The sequence below is a fragment of the Hephaestia sp. MAHUQ-44 genome (genome assembly GCF_023806085.1).
Classification (GTDB): Bacteria; Pseudomonadota; Alphaproteobacteria; order Sphingomonadales; family Sphingomonadaceae; genus Sphingomonas.
In genome coordinates this window covers 34,124-51,280 of the sequence record NZ_JAMSLX010000015.1, presented here as the reverse complement: position 1 = coordinate 51,280, position 17,157 = coordinate 34,124, and the positions used below count along the sequence as shown (strand labels likewise).

The window sequence follows — 17,157 nt, the reverse complement described above, 5'->3', positions numbered from 1 at the left end:
GAAAACCGGTTTCCGCTCCATCCGGAAGCGCGCGATCCAAATCGGACTGATTCGTTCCGATTGGTCAAATGGGAGCGCGAGAGGCTTACGTCAACCGTCAAAACCGATGAGAATCACTCGCAACTCAGGTGTCGCTGATCAACGGGTTGACCAGCCCGCCCAGTGCGTGGCGCTGCGCGAAGGTCAGTCGGGCGAGCGCCGACGGCTCGGCCTTGATCTGGCGCGGCGTCAGCCCGGTGAATTGCTTGATCTCCCGAATCAAGTGCGACTGGTCGTAAAAACCGCGTTCGAGCACGTCGTCGAGCGACGCATCGTTGGAAACCAGCGCCACCGCCGCGCGCAGGGCGCGGTATTTTCGCGCCAGCAACTTGGGTGGCGCGCCATAGAGCGCGTTGCACTTGCGCTCGACCTGACGCCGCGACAGCCGCGTCACGGCCACCAGGTCCTCGATCTGCGGTGAAACGCTATCGGCAAGCCACGCGTCGACATGGCTGACGAAAGCATGCGCGCCCCCATCGCGGCGGGCGACGAGCGTGCTGATCAGTTCCTCCCCGATCCTGGCCATCGCCGCCATGTCGGGCGCGTCGATCAGCGCACGCCGCGCACGGCGCAGCACGTCGCGGCCGAACACGTCGTGCGCATCGACCACGCGGTTGATCATGCCCGAGGCGTCCACCCCCAGCATCGTCGCCCATCCGGTCGGCGTAATGCCGCATCCGAAGGCGTGCACCGGGCCTTCGACCGAAACCTTCATCGCCCCCGTCGTCGGCCCGATGATGTGGATCGGCCCGCCTTCCTGAACGCTCCCGTCGGGCATCACATAGGTCGCAACGCCTCCTGTCAGCCGAAAGCGCAATTGTGCGTGATCGGCCCGCTCGGTATCCTCGAACGACTGGATGTCGGCGCGAAAATGATAGAATAGCGTCACGAAGTCGGCGGCGTTGGCCGATGGGATGGCGTATTCCAACTCGATTTCAGGCATGACCCATTTTCACCCGGCTTTTATTGCCGAGTTTAGGCCGATTTGGCCGCGAAGAAAAGCGGCCCGGTCGGCTGAAGCCGCCGGGCCAGCTAAGGTGAGAATTCCCAAAACGAGAATTCTTTGGGTCGCGCGGTAGTTCTGGCCGCTATCGCGCGCGTTGTATTGGAAGAATCCGACACTCATCGCTTTGACGCACCGCACCGCCGGTGCCATGGACGCGCGATGACTGGAGGACTTTCCCGCGCGTTGTTCGCGCTCGATGCCGAACGCGCGCACGGCGTCGCGATCGAATCGCTCGCGGCCTGGGGCATGCTGGGCACGCCGTTCGGCGCGCGCGCGCCCGACCCGTTGCTCGCCACCGAACTGGCGGGGCTGCGCTTCGCCAGTCCGATCGGGCTCGCGGCCGGGCTCGACAAGGACGGGCGCGCGATCGACGGGCTGTTCGCGCTCGGCTTCGGCGCGGTCGAGATCGGCACGCTGACCCCGCTGCCCCAGCCCGGCAACCCCCGCCCCCGCCTGTTCCGCCTGACCGAGGACCATGCCGTCATCAACCGGATGGGGTTCAACAACGGCGGCATCGACGCCGCGCTGCACCGTGTGGGCAAGGCGAAACGCCGCGGCATCCTCGGCATCAACGTCGGCGCCAACAAGGACTCGCGCGATCGCATCGCCGATTACCGAACCGGCGTGACGCGCGCCGCACCGATCGCCGATTATGTGACGATCAACATCAGCTCGCCCAACACCCCCGGTCTGCGCGATCTGCAACACGGCGCCGCGCTCGACGAGCTGCTGACGGCGGCGCACGAAGCGCGCGGGACGACGCCGCTGTTCCTCAAGGTCGCGCCCGATCTCGATCCCGCCGCGATCGAGGCGATCGCGCACGCTGCGATCGCGCACCGTGTCGATGCGCTGATCGTCGCCAACACCACGATCTCGCGCCCCGCGCTGCACGCCCGCCACCGCGGCGAAGCAGGCGGGCTGTCGGGTGCCCCGCTGGCACCGCTCGCCCGTGCCGCGCTCGCCGGTTTCCGCCGCGCGACCGGCGGCGTCCTGCCGCTGATCTCAGCCGGCGGGATCGGCGACGCCGAGGAAGCCTATGCCCGGATTCGCGCCGGCGCGAGCCTGATCCAGCTCTATTCGGCACTAGTCTACCAAGGGCCGGGGCTGCCGCGCCGGATCGCGCGCGGGCTCGCCGAGCGGCTACGGCGCGATGGGTTCGCAAGCGTTGCACAGGCCGTGGGAACAGGCGCATAGCATAGCATCTTGCCAGTGCGACGCAGCACGCTAGGCTCGACATCCTAAGGCGGCGATAGCCGGCCAGGAGAGACGATGCGCACGCTCGAACATTTCCCCAACCTCGTCGCGATGTTCTTCAAACGAGCCCGCGAGGGCGGGGACAAGCCGTTCCTGTGGCGCAAGCAGAATGGCGGCTGGGTCGCAACGACCTGGGCCGAGGCCGCGCGCGACGTCGCGAGTCTCGCCACCGCGCTTCGGGCGCTGGGGCTCCAGCGCGGCGATCGCGTGATGCTCGTGTCCGAAAATCGCCCCGAATGGTGCATCAGCGACCTCGCGATCATGGCCGCGGGCTGTGTGACGGTGCCGACCTACACCACCAATACCGAACGCGATCACGTCCATATCATCGAGAATTCGGGCGCGGCGGCGGTGATCGTCTCGAACGCGAAGCTCGCCAGAACGGTGCTGCCCGCGGTGATCCGATCCTCGCACGCCCGGATCGTGATCGGGATGGAGGATCTGCGCGCGGCTCAATCGGGCGCCTACGAGGCCCATGTGTGGGCCGATCTGATGGCCGCGCATCCCGCCGATCCCGACGCGGTCGCGGCGAAAGCCGATTTCGCGCGCGAGGATCTGGCGTGTATCATCTACACCAGCGGCACCGGCGGCGCCCCGCGCGGCGTGATGCAGCATCACGGCGCGATCCTGCACAACGTCAACGGTTGCGCGCGCCTGATCGCGGAGGATTTCGGGTGGGACGACGAGGTTTTCCTGTCGTTCCTCCCCCTTTCCCATGCGTACGAACATACCGGCGGCCAGCATTTCCCGATCGGGCTCGGCGCGCAGATCTATTATGCCGAAGGGCTGGAAAAGCTCGCCTCGAATATCGAGGAAGTCCGCCCGACGATCATGGTCGTCGTGCCGCGGCTGTTCGAGGTGCTGCGCACGCGCATTTCCAAGGCAATCGAGAAACAGGGCAAGCTGCCGGCATGGTTGCTCGATCGCGCGCAATCGGTGGGCGCGCGCGATTATGAGGGGCGCCGGCGCGTCATCGATGCGCCAATGAAGCTGCTGCTCCACCGCACGCTGATGCCCAAGATCGCCAGGCGCTTCGGCGGCCGGATGAAGGCGATGGTCTCGGGCGGCGCGCCGCTCAATCCCGAAATCGGCATCTTCTTCCAGTCGCTGGGGCTGACCTTCCTGCAAGGCTATGGCCAGACCGAGGCGGCGCCCGTCATCTCGTGCAACCGCCCCTCGGCGGGCCTCAGGATGGATACGGTCGGCCCGCCGCTCGCCGATACCGAGGTCCGCATCGCCGAGGATGGCGAAATCCTCGTGCGCGGCGAACTCGTGATGCACGGCTATTGGCGCAACGAGGATGAAACCGCGCGCGTGCTCAAGGATGGCTGGCTCCACACCGGTGACATCGGCGAGATCGACGCCAAAGGGCGGATCAAGATCACCGATCGCAAGAAAGACCTCATCATCAACGACAAGGGCGACAATATCGCCCCGCAGAAGGTGGAGGGGATGCTCACGCTCCAGCCCGAGATCATGCAGGCGATGATCGCGGGCGACCGCAAGCCCTATATGGTCGCGACGCTGGTGCCCGATCCCGAATGGACCGCCGAATGGTGTGCGAAAAGCGGCGACCCCTGCAATTTCGCCAACCTCGCCCACGATCACGATTATCGCGCCGCGCTCGGCGCCGCGGTCGAACGCGTCAACAAGGATCTGTCACAGATCGAACGCATCCGCCGCTTCATCATCGCCGACGAGCCGTTCACGATCGAGAACGAGCAACTCACGCCCTCGATGAAGATCCGGCGGCATATCCTGAAGCAGGTTTACGGCGACCGGCTCGACGCGCTCTATCGAGGGTGAGGGTGCTTTCGCCCAAAGCCGTCATTGGTGGAAATACTTGATCGTCAGGCATCGGGGCGGGAAAGGCGATGATTGGTGGTAAGCGGAAATGGGGCTCTTGGTGCGGAGCCGAATATGTCGCCATGCGAGGATGACGCGGATGTTTTGTAACATCTATAAATGGGGGGATGGGGTAGCGATGAAGCGCATAATGTTCATATCGGCCCTGGTTGGCGTGATGTTGCCAGTTAACAGCGTCGCGCAGGACACAGGTAGCCAAGAGGTCATTGTTACCGCCAAGCGTAGCGAAGGGATCGACTATTCGGCAGCTATGCCAGTGGTGGGATTACGACGCAGCGCCGATTTTGCGGTGCAGGAAGTCACCATTACAGGTGATACGCGTGATGGAAGTCTCCGTCAGGACGAGATTTATAAGACGCTCGCAAACGCTATTGCGGCAGCGCCTCATGCAGGCGTTCAGATCGCATCCGGCGATGAAACATTGCAGATCGTCACATTGGAAAATTACCGCAATTTATCGCTCAAGAAGGACAGTCGGCCGGACAGTCAAAAATTGTCGTTCCTTGTGAAGGCTCCTCTTGGGGCCGGAAATGATGCGAGATCGGCTCAGGCGAAGATAGCCAGTTTTGTAAAGGTGGTGAAACCGGTTGGGCGCGCATTGATGGAAACGAGCGACGATTTGACATTTTCGGTTGTTGCACCAGACCAGTACCGCGGTGCGATCACTGATATCATCGCCGCAGACGCCAAATCCATGGCAGCGAAGCTTGGCGATGAATATGGCGTTGAGATTGAAGGGCTAAATCGCCCAGTCGAATGGGCGCGCTCCGGGTTATCCGAAGTGCTGCTCTACATTCCCTACAAGCTGGTGATCGTCCCGAAGCATTGAGTGGCCGCTTCGTGGTGCGCGGAACTTACTCCCGATCGATCACCACAGAGCGACGACCATCCATCCAGCGCTTCAGCATGCAATTCTGGGAAATGCGCGTCACAAACTGTGCTGTGTTGTCGTGTCGTCCGCTGACCTGTCCAGGCAACACTGCTGGATTGAAAACGTCGCCGAGAATGCGGGTCGAGGCGTTTTCCTCCATCGCATAATGATGTCTATCGGCTATCTGTCCCCTTAGAAACTGGCCTTCCGCCTTTCACTGCAGACGATCGCTGTGCTTCGATCACGGGCACGATTGCTCAGCCCTGCGGCTTTTCGGTTTTTATCGCCGCCGCGACCTGTTCGGGCACCACCTCCAGCGTCCAGTCCCTGTCGGGGCGCAGATATTTAGCCGCGGTGGCCTGAAGCGTTGCCGGGTTCAGCGCGCGCAGATCGCCGACGATCCCCTTGGCGGCCGCAACACGCCGCGGATCGCTGGTCGCGCCACCCAGTTGCTGCATCCAGAACTGGTTGCCGGTCGAGGCGCGCAGCACATATTGCGCGAGCGGGCCGACGGTGCGCTGCAATTCGTCCTCGCTGATCGGTTTAGCGACGAGATCGGCGGCGATCTTGCGCGCCAGATCGAAGAAGAATGCGGTCTTGTCGGGCGGCACCTGCCCCACCGCGATCATCCGCCCCCCCGATGCCAGCCCCACCGGCCAGTCGCTCGCCACCTGCGGGCTGTAGCTGACCCCCGCCTGCGAGCGGAGCTGGTCGATCAGCCGATCGCTGAACACCGCCGCGAGCACATCGAGCCGCCGCGAATCGGCGATCTGCTCCACCCCGCCGCCGGTCGGCCAGGCGATCACCGCCGCCGCTTGATTTTCGGGGCCGCTGTGCGTCCGCACGACCGGGGTGACATTGTGCTTCGGAAAGGCGATCGGCGCGGCGGGTGTCTTGCTCGCCGCGCGCGGTTTGAGCGCGCCGATCGTTGCTGCCACCTCGGCGATCGCGATGTCGGCGGGAATGTCGCCGAACACCTGAACCTCGATCGGCCCCTGCCGCAGCAACGGTTCCCACAGGGCGCGGAACGATGCCGGGGTCAGCGCCGAGATCGTCTTGGGATCGGGTGTGCCCCAGCGCGGATCGTCATTGTGGAGCAACCCTTCGAGATCGCGCGCGAGCACGCCGGCGGGGGAGCCGCCAAGGCTCGGATAGCCCGCGAGCATCACCGCGCGCGCCCGCGTGACCGGGTTGGGGTCCCAGCCCGGCACGGCGAGCTTGCCTGCGATCAGCTTAAGCTGATCGGCAAGGTCGTCGGGCGAGGTCATCGCGGAGAGCGAGAAGGCATCGTTGTCGATGCTGAAATTCATGCCGATCCGCCGCCCGGCGGTCAGCGCGTCGAGTTCCTCCTGCCCCAATGTGCCGATCCCGCCCGAGACCAGCGCAAGATCGGCGGCCCAGGCCGGGGTCTGCTTATCGGCGGGCAGCGCGTTGTACCCGCGCCCGAAGCGCACGTTGACATAGACCCGGTTCGCCTCGGCGTTGTTGGGAAACAGCAGCAGCCGCGCACCGTTGGCATAGACCACCTGCTCCATGTCGAGCCCGGTGACCGGCGTCCGGCTGACAACCTTGCCCGGCGTGCCGAGCGCGGGGAGTTGCGAAAAGGCGGTCGCGGCAAGTGCGCTTCGTTTCCCCGCCAGCCCGGACACGTCCTCGGCCATCACCGCGGCCAGCTTGGCAGCGGCGTTGGCGTCGGGCGCGCGCGTCGTCACCACCGCGCGCTCGATGCCCTCGAAGATCTTCGCGGTCGAGGCGAGCACCGAGGCGGGGGTGAACATCTTCTTGTCCTCGGCCCCGGTCAGGATCGCGTAGCTGGTCGCCGCCGAGGTGGTGGTTTCGCGAATGTCGAGCGCACCGACCATCATATCGGCGAGATCGGTGCCCTGCTCGGCCGCGGCGGTCTGCACGCCCTGCTTCATGATCGAATCGAATTCGGCCACCGCGCGGTCGATCTCGGCCTGATCGGGCGGGTTCGCGAGCGCATCGGCGATCACCGCGCGTACATCACGCACCGCGGCCTCCCAATCGTCGCCGATCGGCATGATGTTGACGAAGGTGCCGTTGACCGATCGCGATACGTCGTCGAGATCGACCTGCGCCTGAATGAAGCTGCCCCCCGCCCGCGCGCGCGTCTCCAGCCGCCGGTTGATGATCCGCGCCGCCAGCATGTCGATCATGCGCTTCTGGTTGAAGATCACCGTATCCTGGTTGAAATGCCACGGCCTGACCGTCGCCATCACCACCATCGGCGGCAACCCCGGCTCGGCGAGCGCGCCGCCTGCGGGCTGCGTCGCATCGGGTGTGCCGAAATCGGGATCGGCGGGATCGGGGCCGACGCCCTTCCAAGCGCCGAAATGCTGCGCGATCAGCCTGCCGGCGAGCACCGGATCGATGTCGCCGACGAGCACGACGACGGTCCGGCTCGGCCGATACCAGCGGTCGTGAAACGCCTGGACGGCATCGGGAGTCGCGGCCTCGAGCGCCTTGATGTTCCCGATCGGCGACCGGTCGGCAAGCGGCTGGCCCGCGAACAGCGTCGTGCGCACCAGATCGCTGAATTTGACCTGCGGCCCCGGCTGCTCGCGCTGTTCGGCAAGCACCACCGGTCGTTCGGCGGCCAGCGCGCCGGCGTCGAGGCTGGGCTCGGCCATCATGCCCGACAGCAGGCGCAGGCTCTCGCCCACCGAGGCTTCGGTCGCGGCGGGCAGATCGAGTTGGTAGACCGTCTGCGTCGGCGTGGTCTGGGCGTTGGTATCCGATCCGAAAGTCGCGCCCAGCCGCTGCCAGATGCGCCGCGCCTCGCCGTCGGGCACGCCCTTCGAGCCGCGGAACGACAGATGTTCGATCAGATGCGCGAAGCCGCGCTCGGTCTCGCTTTCGGCAAGCGACCCGGCGTCGATCCGTACCCGGATCGCCACCTGCCCCGGCGGCACCGAATTACGGCGCACGGCATAGCGCAGGCCGTTGGGCAGCGTCCCGAAATACCAGTCGGGATCGGGGGTGATGTCGCTGCCCTCGTACAGCCAGCCGGGCTGCTGGAAGATCGTCGACGTCGTCGCACTTTCGCGCGGGGCGAGCACCTTCGACTGCGCATCGAGCGCGCCGGGTGCGACGAACAACAGAAAAGGGAGGAGAAGCGACAGGCGCGGCGCGCGGGGGAAAGCGAACATCGCGGTGATCTACCCCGAATTCATGGCCGCCGCCAAGCCATGGCTGACGAACCTGTGCCCGGTCTCGGCCATGATTTGGACCAACAGCGCGCGTAGAGGGGCCTTCCAAGAAGCCGCCCCGATGCGGCCGGGCCGGGCGATCCCGGTGTGTTGTCGAGAGAGTGAGCGTGCACGCCGAGGTCAAGTCCAACGTACCAACCCTGTGGCACAATTCGGGCACATTGCTGACGGAGCCGGGGCGCGCGTCGCCCGCTCGCGATGTCGCCCCCGCCCCGCCCCTGCCGCGCGTGGCCGATGGCCGAAAACCCCTGCCGTCGCGACCGCTGGTGATCCGCATCGGCAAGCATCTGCGCCGGCTGATCGATCCGATCATCGCCGCCTCGTCGCTGGTCCCCAACGGCCCGGTGCTCGACGTGCGCGGGTTTGGCTGGACCGCCGAATTGCGCGCGCATTGGCGCGCGGTGCGCGACGAGGCGGTCGCGGTGGCACTCGACGGCGAGGCGGCGCCGCCGTTGACGGCGATCTCACCCGATCAGCAGGCGATCGCGGCCCCCGGCGAATTGCGCTCGTTCTTCCTCCAGGCCTACGACTACCGAATCGAGGAGAATCTTGCGCGTTGCCCGCAAACGGCGGCGCTCGTCGCGGCGATCCCGCAACTCCACAGCGCGCTCTTCTCGATTCTCGCGCCGGGCACGCACCTTCCCGCCCGCCGCGGCGTGACCAAGGGGCTGATCACCTGCCATCTCGGGCTGATCGTGCCGCGCGACGGCGACGCCCGCATGAAGATCGGCGACCGCATCGTGCGCTGGGCCGAGGGCGAGACCCTGGTGTTCGACGACACTTACCCTCATGAAATCTGGAACGAGACCGGGGGCACGCGGATGGTGCTGTCGATCCAGTTCCGCCGCCCGCTGCGCCAACCGGGGCGGCTGATCGCCGATCTGTTCCTCGACGCGGTCCGCCGCTCGCCCTTCGTGCAGGAGGCGCGCGCCAACCTGCGCCGCTGGAACGACGCGATCCGGCGGCGCGACATCTGATCGGTAGAGCGGCCCCGGCCCGCTCCCCCACCCCACCTCCCATGCAGTATAATGACTTGGGAGGTGGGGTGGGGGCGTAACCCCACAAAGTAATACTTTGTGGGGCCCCCGTGGGGGAGCGGGCCGGGGCCGCAATGCGCCGAAAGGCGCATCGAACGGACCTCTATTGCCCCGGGAACAGCGCCTTCGGCTCGGCTTCGTCCATCATCGCCTGCCGCACCAGTGGGATCGGTGGCCCACCATAGCTCAGGAACTGGTCGTGGAACGCCTTCCACGCCTTGCGCCCGCCGCGGCTCGCGGTCCAATCGTCGCGCAGCCGCAGGATCATCAGCTTGCCGAGCGTGTAGTTGAGATAGGCGGGATCATAGGTGCCGCGCGCCGCCTGCTGGCGAGCGGTGCCTTCGTCCTGATAACATTCGTCGACGAACAGCTTGCGCGACTGATCCTGCGTCATCCCCTTGGTGTGCAGCCCGATCGCCGACTGGAAGCGGCAATCGCGCAGCAGCGCGTTGGAAAGCTGGCCGATGTGGACTTCCGGATCGCCGTTCGAATAGCCGGCGTCCCACATCATCTGCTCGGCATAATGCGCCCAGCCCTCGGCATAGGCATAGCCGACGAACAACTGGCCGAAGATCGACGGCGAACGGTTCGCATGCAGGAATTGCACGAAATGCCCCGGCATGATCTCGTGGATCGTCGTGAACAGCAGATCGTCCTTCGCCGGAATGAAATCGAGCTGGACCTGCTTGGGCCACGCCGGATCGGGCGGCGAGATATAATAGACCGACGGAATCCCCTTATCGAACGGCCCCGGCGGATCGATATAGGCCGAGTTCTGCCGGTTGTAGGGCGGACTTTCCTCGACCTTGGCTTCCTCGGTGCCGGGGATGCTGACGATATCGTGGCTGACGACGAAATCGCGCAATTCGGGGATCTGCTTGCGCGCCGCGGCGACCGGGCCTTCGGGCGGCTTGTTCGCCTTCATCTTCGCGGTGCACGCGACGATCGTCGCGCCGGGCGCGAATTGCGCGCACGCCTGTTTGAGCGCGACCTGGTTCTTCGCGAGATCGGCCTTGCCGATCGCTTCGAGTTGATCGAGCGGAATATCGACGCCCTCGGTCGCGCGCAGCATCTTCGAAAAGCGCTCGGGGCCGAGCGCGAAACCGGTGTTGGCGGACGCCTTCTGGCTTGCCAGCCACGCGCCGAGATCGTGCATTGCCTTGGCCGCCCTGGCCGACGCGTCGGCGAATTGCTGTTGCAGCCTCTTGTCGTCGACATCGGCAAATGCCTGTCTCGCGTCGCCAGCGTAGAAATCGCCCAGCCCGTTGAAGCCCGCGACGCCATAATCGATGAAGCTTCTGGGCATCGGCGTCTTGAGATTGGCCCGGATCGCCTCGGCCGCGCTCGGCACCTGCCCGAAAAAGGCGATCATCGCCTTCATCCGGGTCGGCTTATCGGCATAATTGCGCGCGATATAGACATTGGGGTCGAGCCCGCCGCCGACATAATAAGCGGGGTTGGTGTGGGGGCTGTCGGCATCTTCGAGCCAGAACAATTTCCCTTCGGCCACCTGCACCAGATAGTCGCGTTCGAACCGTTGCTCGGGGCTGAGCGTCTCGGGCGTGAATTGTTGCGCCTTCTCGATCGCCTGATGGAGGAACGCCGCCTGCTTCTTCAGCCCCGCATCGCTCCAATCGGGAAGCTGGCCGTCGAATTCATGCTTGCCCTGATAGACCGCGAATCCCGGATCGAGCCGGAACCACCCGGCGATGAAATCATCGACGAACGGGGTCCATTTGGGGTCGCCGGCCTGTTTGTCGACGATGGTGAGATCGGTGTTGCCATTGCCGTCGCCCGGCGAGCAGGCCCCCATCGCGACCAGCGCCGCCAGCGCAATTCCCGTCAACAATCCGTTGCGCATCAATCCACTCCCGATTCGCGGTTGCAGGGGTTTTGGCATCTCGGGCCGATACGCGCCAGATAAAGCCCGTCATTCCTGAAACCTGAGCCACGCCAGTGCCAAGCGAAGCCTCACTTGCCGCGATCGCCCATCGCGCCCTAAAGCGAGCGCCAATGTCGACGGCCCCCCATCCTTTCCGCATCGCCAATTTCCGCGCCTATTGGGCGGCGCGGTTGACGATGACGCTGGCCCAGAATTCGATGATCATCGTCATCGGCTGGCAGACCTACACGATCGCGCGCGATACGATGTCGATGCCCGCGGCGGCCGCACAGCTTGGCCTGATCGGGCTGCTCCAGTTCCTGCCGCTGTTTTTTACGACGCCGATCACGGGGCTCGTCGCCGACCGGTTCGATCGCCGCTGGATCACGCGCGTCACGCTGTGCCTCCAGATCTTCTGCGCGCTGGTGCTCGCGATCGTCACGCATCAGGAAGCGATGAGCCTGCCGATATTGTTCGCCATCGCGGTGCTGCTGGGGGTCGGGCGTGCTTTCGCCGGCCCGGCATTCTCCGCGCTCGCGCCCAATCTGGTGCCGCAGGAGGTGCTGCCCACCGCGATCGCGCTCAGCTCGATCTCGTGGCAGGCCGGGGCGATCCTGGGGCCGGGGATCGGCGGCTATGCTTATGCCTGGACGCCCTCGGCCGCGTATTATTTGTCGGCGGCGCTGTTCGGGGCCGCACTCGTCTGCATGATGCTGGTGACCAGGGTGGCGCGCGACATCGCGATCAGCACCGCGCATCCGCTGCGGCAGATCGTCGAGGGGCTCGCCTATGTCGGGCAGAACAAGCTGATCCTCGGCACGATCACGCTCGATCTGTTCGCGGTGTTCCTCGCCGGCACCAACGCCCTCCTGCCGATCTACGCGCACGACATTCTCAAGGTCGGCACGCGCGGGTTGAGCGCGCTTGCCGCGGCCCCCGCGGTGGGCGCGACGATCACCGCGCTCTATTTCTCGATCCGCCCGCTCAAGACCAATGTCGGGCCGAAGATGCTCGCCGCGGTGCTCGTCTACGGCACCGCGACCGTCACCTTCGGCGTATCGACCTCGATGGCGCTCAGCCTCGGCGCGCTCGCGGTTGCGGGCGCATCGGACATGTTCTCGGTCTATGTCCGCCAGTCGCTGATCCAGCTTTACACCCCTGACGACAAGCGCGGTCGCGTCGGCGCGGTGTCGCAACTCACGATTTCCGCGTCGAACGAACTGGGTGAGGCCGAATCGGGCTTCCTCGCCGCGCTGCTCGGACCGGTCGGCGCGGTGCTGGTCGGCGGCGGCGGCGCGATTGTCGTGACGATCCTGTGGACCTATCTGTTTCCGAGCATCAGAAACGCAAAGACTTTCGATCCCCCCGAAACACTCCGCGACCCCGCGGCCATCGAGATGGAGACCGTACGATGAAAGCCAACACGATCCTCGAGACGATCGGCAACACCCCGCACATCCGCATGAACAAGCTGTTCGGCGATGCCGAAGTATGGATCAAATCCGAGCGGGCGAATCCGGGCGGCTCGATCAAGGACCGGATCGCGCTGTCGATGGTCGAAGCAGCGGAAAAGGACGGCAGCCTTCAACCCGGCGGGACGATCATCGAGCCGACCAGCGGCAATACCGGGGTCGGGCTGGCGATGGTCGCCGCGGTCAAGGGCTACAAGCTCATCCTCGTGATGCCCGAAAGCATGTCGCTCGAACGGCGCCGGCTGATGCTCGCTTATGGGGCCAGCTTCGATCTCACCCCCAAGGAAAAGGGGATGAAGGGCGCGATCGAGCGCGCGCTCGAACTGGTCGAGCAGACCGAGGGCGGCTGGATGCCGCAGCAATTCGAGAACCCGGCCAATGTCGAGATCCACGCACGGGCGACCGCGGGCGAAATCCTCGAGGACTTCCGCGAGACGCCGATCGATGTGCTCATCACCGGGGTCGGCACCGGCGGGCATATCACCGGGGTGGCCGAGACGCTCAAGAAGCACTGGCCGGGGCTCAAGGTCTATGCGGTCGAGCCCACGCTGTCGGCGGTGATCTCGGGCGGCAAGCCCGGCCCGCACCCGATCCAGGGGCTCGCGGCGGGCTTCATTCCCACCAACCTCCACACCCAGGCGCTCGACGGCACGATCCAGGTCGAGGGCGATGACGCCAAGGCGATGGCGCTCAGCGCCGCGCGGCAGGAAGGCATGCTGGTCGGCATCTCCTCGGGCGCCACGCTCGCCGCGATCGCACAGAAGCTGCCCGATCTGCCCAAGGGCAGCCGTGTGCTCGGGTTCAATTACGACACCGGCGAACGCTATCTGTCGGTGCCCGACTTCCTGCCGGAGCGCTGAGCGGGTAAAGCCGCCCGCCGATGACGACCGCTCCGCCACCAGCGCCCGACGCGCCCGGCTTCGTGCGCACGCATCGCGTGCTCACGGCCTTGCTGGCGCTCATCGGGCTGGTGGCGCTCGCGTTGCCGGCAGTGGTGGTGCTGACCACACCGACCCCGGTCAAGATCGCCAAGAAGCTCCAGAAGCACCAGCGCGTCGTGCCGCCGGCCGAGCTTCCGCCGGTCGAGCCGCTGTCGTACATCAACCTGACGCCCGACGACGCGCGGCGGATCAACGCCGCGGTGCCGTTTTCGAGCGATCCCAATCCGGCGGCGCGGCCGTTCCGCCTGCCCGGCGCCGATACCGATGCCGAACGCGCCCGCGCGCTCGATTGCCTCGCGGCGGCGGTGCTCTATGAAGCGGGCGACGATGCCGAGGGCGAGCGGGCGGTGGCGCAGGTGGTGCTCAACCGCGTGCGCCACCCCGCCTTCCCCAAAACGGTGTGCGGCGTCGTCTTTCAGGGATCGGAGCGATCGACCGGGTGCCAGTTCACCTTCACCTGCGATGGCGCGCTCGCGCGGCGCTGGCCCGATGCCGCATGGGTGCGTGCCCGCGCGATCGCGCAACTCGCGCTCACCGGGCATGTCGACAAGGCGGTGGGTCACGCGACGCATTACCACACCGACTGGGTAGTGCCGTATTGGAGTGCGAGCCTCGACAAGGTCACCGCGGTCGGCACGCACCTGTTCTTCCGCTGGACCGGCTGGTGGGGCACCCCGCCCGCGTTCAACCGCAATGTGCTCTCGGCCGAACCCGTGATCGCCGCGCTGGCGCCGCTCTCCGAGGCGCATCGCGATGCGAGCGGGTTGGCGGCCGCACCGGGCAGCGTCGATGCCGCGACGCTTGCCAACGCCGCGCTGCCGGTCTCGACCGCTGCCGATCCCGACAGCTTCCTCGTCACGCTCGACAAGAGCATCGCGCCCGCCACCTATCCCGCGCTGGCGGCGCGCGCGTGCGGGGCGCGGCCCTATTGCAAATTCATGGCCTGGACCGAGGCTAGCGCGACCCCCGCCGGACTGCCGCTCAACCCGCAGCAGGTGGCGACGATGGCGTTCAGCTACCTCCGCGATACCGCCAACGGTTATGACAAGCCGCTGTGGAATTGCGGCCAGTTCGAACGGCCGCAGCCCAGCCAGTGCATGAAACTGCAAGTGCTCGTGCCCGCGGCGCCCAAGCGCGTGGAGGACATTTTCCTGCGTGACCTTGGCCGCGATACCGCGCCGATCCCGATGATCGAGCAACCGGCGAAACGCACGCCGGCGCCGCTCGCGGGTGTCCACCACAAGGACGAACCGCCCGCCATCACCGTTCCGCAGATTGCACTGCCTCGCGAGCGCTAATCGCGGCCGTCACCCCGCCGCGAACATCTCCGGCGGCAAGGCCATCATCGCCTCGCTGCCGCCTTCGATCTTGCGCCGCAGCGCGCCCGCCTCGGGCATGATCCGATCGGCGAAATAACGCGCGGTGACGAGCTTGGCCTCAAGGAACGCCTTGTCCTCGGCGCCCGCCGCCAGCCCCGCGCTCGCGGCCCTGGCCATGCGCAGCCACATCAGCCCCAGCGCGACGATCCCCATCAGGTGCATATAGGGATGCGCGCCGGCACCCACCTGATTGGGGTTCTGCATCCCCTGCCCCATGAACCACATCGTCGCCGCTTGCAGTTCGCCGAGCGATTTCTCGAGCTTGCCCGCGATCCCGACCAGCGCCTCGTCGCTTTTGGCGGCGGCGGCTTCCTCGGCCACGAGCGAGAAGAACGCCTGTACCGCGCGGCCGCCGTTCTGCGCCAGCTTGCGGCCGACCAGATCCATCGCCTGCACGCCGTTGGTGCCTTCGTAGATCATCGCGATCCGCGCATCGCGAACATATTGCTCCATCCCCCATTCGACGATGTAGCCGTGTCCGCCATAGACCTGCTGCGCGTTGGTCGCGATCTCATAGCCCTTGTCGGTGCCATAGCCCTTGATGACCGGGGTCAGCAGCCCGACCAGATCGGCAGCGGTCTGCCGTTCCTCCTCGCTTGCCGCGCCATGCTCCAGATCGACCTGCAACGCCGCCCACAGGCACAAGGCGCGGAGCCCCTCGATGGTCGCCTTGGCATCCATCAGCATCCGCCGCACATCGGGATGGACGAACAGCGGATCGGCCTTTTCGCCTGGCTCGGCCGGCCCGGTGAGCGCGCGGCCCTGCCGCCGGTCCTTCGCGTATTGGACCGCGTTCTGATACGCGACCTCGGCGACCCCCAGCCCTTGCAGCCCGACGCCCAGCCGCGCCGCGTTCATCATGATGAACATCGCCGCGAGCCCCTTCATCTCCTCGCCGACGAGCCAACCGGTCGCGCCGTCATAGTTCATCACGCAGGTCGAATTGGCGTGGATGCCCATCTTATGCTCGATCGACCCGCACGACACCGCGTTGCGCGCGCCCAGCGAGCCATCCTCGTTGACGATGAACTTGGGCACCACGAACAGCGAGATACCCTTGGAGCTGTCGGGCGCGCCGGGCGTCTTGGCGAGGACGAGGTGGATGATGTTCTCGGTCAGATCGTGCTCGCCCGACGAGATGAAGATCTTGGTCCCGGTGATCGCGAACGATCCGTCCGCCTGCGGCTCCGCCCTGGTCCGGATCAGCCCCAGATCGGTGCCGCATTGCGGCTCGGTCAGGTTCATCGTCCCGCCCCATTTGCCCGAGACCATGTTGGGGACGTATTTCTGCTGCTGCTCGGGCGTTCCCTTGGTCAGCAAGGCCGCGATCGCACCATGGGTCAGCCCCGGATACATCGCGAACGCCATGTTCGAGGAAATCATATATTCCTGAAACGCGGTCGAGACGACGTGCGGCATCGCCTGCCCGCCGAACTCTTCCGGCGCCGAGAGCGTGCCCCAGCCCGAATCGACGAACTGGTCATACGCCGCCTTGAACCCGGCGGGCGTCGTCACGCTGCCATCGTCGTGGCGCGTGCACCCTTCGGCATCGCCGGGCTGGTTGAGCGGAAACAGCACTTCGGCGACAAACTTGCCGCCCTCGTCGAGCACCGCATCGACCACGTCGGGGGTGGCGTTGGCGAACCCCGGCAAATTGGCGTGCGCGCCCAGCCCGACGACATGTTCGAGAACGAAGCGCGTATCGCGCACCGGCGGGATATAATGGGGCATGGGTATCAGTCCTTGGCTGGGTGCGCGGCACGCGATTGCTCGAGCATGGTGACGAAATCGTCGATTTCGCCGATCGCGGCATCGATGTCGCGCTTCTGCGCCTGAAGCGTCGCGATCCGCTCCCGGCAGCGCGCGATCGTCACGTCGCGCTGGACGCGGCGGCCATCGCCGACATCGTAGAGATCGATCATCTCGCGAATCTCGCCGAGCGAAAAGCCGACGCGCTTGCCGCGCAGGATCCACGCGAGCCGCGCTCGATCGCGGTGCGAATAGATGCGTTGCGTGCCGCGTCGCTCGGGGGCGATCAGCCCTTCGTCCTCATAGAAGCGCAACGCGCGCGGGGTGACATCGAACTCGGTCGACAGGTCCGATATGGAGAAATGATCGCGATCGTGTCGCGGCGCGATCGGCGCATAGGCGGCGAGTACGGGCATAGCGTGAAACTAGAA

Annotated in this window: 12 protein-coding genes; 7 read left to right on the top strand and 5 right to left on the bottom strand. The window is 65.9% G+C overall.

Annotated features, from left to right (window positions below; translation table 11 throughout):
* Window positions 1-124 precede the first annotated feature (124 nt).
* Window positions 125-967, bottom strand: a complete 843-nt coding sequence (locus NFE57_RS14160) for a helix-turn-helix domain-containing protein (protein ID WP_252136244.1) — start codon at window positions 965-967, stop codon at window positions 125-127.
* Between the two features lie 237 nt (window positions 968-1,204).
* On the opposite strand from NFE57_RS14160, the gene NFE57_RS14155 reads away from it, so the two are divergent.
* The 3 genes from NFE57_RS14155 to NFE57_RS14145 all read left to right on the top strand — a co-directional run bounded on the left by NFE57_RS14155 (window position 1,205) and on the right by NFE57_RS14145 (window position 4,994).
* Window positions 1,205-2,239 (top strand): quinone-dependent dihydroorotate dehydrogenase, encoded by a 1,035-nt coding sequence (locus NFE57_RS14155; protein ID WP_252136243.1) that lies wholly within the window; start codon window positions 1,205-1,207, stop codon window positions 2,237-2,239.
* 75 nt (window positions 2,240-2,314) lie between these two features.
* Complete coding sequence (locus NFE57_RS14150; protein WP_252136242.1) at window positions 2,315-4,105, top strand: AMP-dependent synthetase/ligase; 1,791 nt, start codon at window positions 2,315-2,317, stop codon at window positions 4,103-4,105.
* 139 nt (window positions 4,106-4,244) lie between these two features.
* Entirely contained in the window at window positions 4,245-4,994 is a 750-nt protein-coding gene (locus NFE57_RS14145) for a TonB-dependent receptor (protein ID WP_252136241.1), read from the top strand.
* A gap of 299 nt (window positions 4,995-5,293) precedes the next feature.
* Here NFE57_RS14145 and NFE57_RS14140 read toward each other — a convergent pair whose 3' ends face one another.
* On the bottom strand, window positions 5,294-8,206 hold the full coding sequence (locus NFE57_RS14140) for a M16 family metallopeptidase (protein WP_252136240.1): 2,913 nt from the start codon (window positions 8,204-8,206) through the stop codon (window positions 5,294-5,296).
* Between the two features lie 167 nt (window positions 8,207-8,373).
* Between NFE57_RS14140 and NFE57_RS14135 the strand changes: the two genes are divergently transcribed.
* Window positions 8,374-9,243: an aspartyl/asparaginyl beta-hydroxylase domain-containing protein gene (locus NFE57_RS14135; RefSeq protein WP_252136239.1), complete on the top strand. Its 870-nt coding sequence runs from the start codon at window positions 8,374-8,376 to the stop codon at window positions 9,241-9,243.
* 163 nt (window positions 9,244-9,406) lie between these two features.
* Here NFE57_RS14135 and NFE57_RS14130 read toward each other — a convergent pair whose 3' ends face one another.
* Window positions 9,407-11,164: a DUF885 domain-containing protein gene (locus tag NFE57_RS14130; RefSeq protein WP_252136238.1), complete on the bottom strand. Its 1,758-nt coding sequence runs from the start codon at window positions 11,162-11,164 to the stop codon at window positions 9,407-9,409.
* 152 nt (window positions 11,165-11,316) lie between these two features.
* Between NFE57_RS14130 and NFE57_RS14125 the strand changes: the two genes are divergently transcribed.
* From NFE57_RS14125 to NFE57_RS14115, 3 genes are read left to right on the top strand one after another with little or no spacing between them, the layout of a single operon-like run.
* Window positions 11,317-12,600, top strand: a complete 1,284-nt coding sequence (locus tag NFE57_RS14125; RefSeq protein ID WP_252136237.1) for an MFS transporter — start codon at window positions 11,317-11,319, stop codon at window positions 12,598-12,600.
* Window positions 12,597-13,517, top strand: a complete 921-nt coding sequence (cysK, locus tag NFE57_RS14120; RefSeq protein WP_252136236.1) for a cysteine synthase A — start codon at window positions 12,597-12,599, stop codon at window positions 13,515-13,517. Before NFE57_RS14125 ends, cysK begins: the two co-directional genes overlap by 4 nt.
* Before the next feature lie 20 nt (window positions 13,518-13,537).
* On the top strand, window positions 13,538-14,896 hold the full coding sequence (locus tag NFE57_RS14115; protein ID WP_252136235.1) for a cell wall hydrolase: 1,359 nt from the start codon (window positions 13,538-13,540) through the stop codon (window positions 14,894-14,896).
* Between the two features lie 9 nt (window positions 14,897-14,905).
* On the opposite strand, the gene NFE57_RS14110 is transcribed toward NFE57_RS14115, so the two are convergent.
* Together NFE57_RS14110 and NFE57_RS14105 are read right to left on the bottom strand one after the other, a co-directional pair.
* On the bottom strand, window positions 14,906-16,708 hold the full coding sequence (locus NFE57_RS14110; RefSeq protein ID WP_252136234.1) for an acyl-CoA dehydrogenase C-terminal domain-containing protein: 1,803 nt from the start codon (window positions 16,706-16,708) through the stop codon (window positions 14,906-14,908).
* A gap of 5 nt (window positions 16,709-16,713) precedes the next feature.
* A complete protein-coding gene (locus NFE57_RS14105) occupies window positions 16,714-17,142 on the bottom strand; it encodes a MerR family transcriptional regulator (protein ID WP_252136233.1) in 429 nt (142 codons plus the stop codon).
* Window positions 17,143-17,157: the final 15 nt, after the last annotated feature.

Coding starts and splice junctions, on each gene's coding strand:
- NFE57_RS14155 (WP_252136243.1), top strand. CDS start 1,205: ATGACTGGAGGACTTTCCCGCGCGTTGTTCGCGCTCGATGCCGAACGC.
- NFE57_RS14150 (WP_252136242.1), top strand. CDS start 2,315: ATGCGCACGCTCGAACATTTCCCCAACCTCGTCGCGATGTTCTTCAAA.
- NFE57_RS14145 (WP_252136241.1), top strand. CDS start 4,245: ATGTTTTGTAACATCTATAAATGGGGGGATGGGGTAGCGATGAAGCGC.
- NFE57_RS14140 (WP_252136240.1), bottom strand. CDS start 8,206: ATGTTCGCTTTCCCCCGCGCGCCGCGCCTGTCGCTTCTCCTCCCTTTT.
- NFE57_RS14130 (WP_252136238.1), bottom strand. CDS start 11,164: ATGCGCAACGGATTGTTGACGGGAATTGCGCTGGCGGCGCTGGTCGCG.
- NFE57_RS14125 (WP_252136237.1), top strand. CDS start 11,317: ATGTCGACGGCCCCCCATCCTTTCCGCATCGCCAATTTCCGCGCCTAT.
- cysK (WP_252136236.1), top strand. CDS start 12,597: ATGAAAGCCAACACGATCCTCGAGACGATCGGCAACACCCCGCACATC.
- NFE57_RS14115 (WP_252136235.1), top strand. CDS start 13,538: ATGACGACCGCTCCGCCACCAGCGCCCGACGCGCCCGGCTTCGTGCGC.
- NFE57_RS14110 (WP_252136234.1), bottom strand. CDS start 16,708: ATGCCCCATTATATCCCGCCGGTGCGCGATACGCGCTTCGTTCTCGAA.
- NFE57_RS14105 (WP_252136233.1), bottom strand. CDS start 17,142: ATGCCCGTACTCGCCGCCTATGCGCCGATCGCGCCGCGACACGATCGC.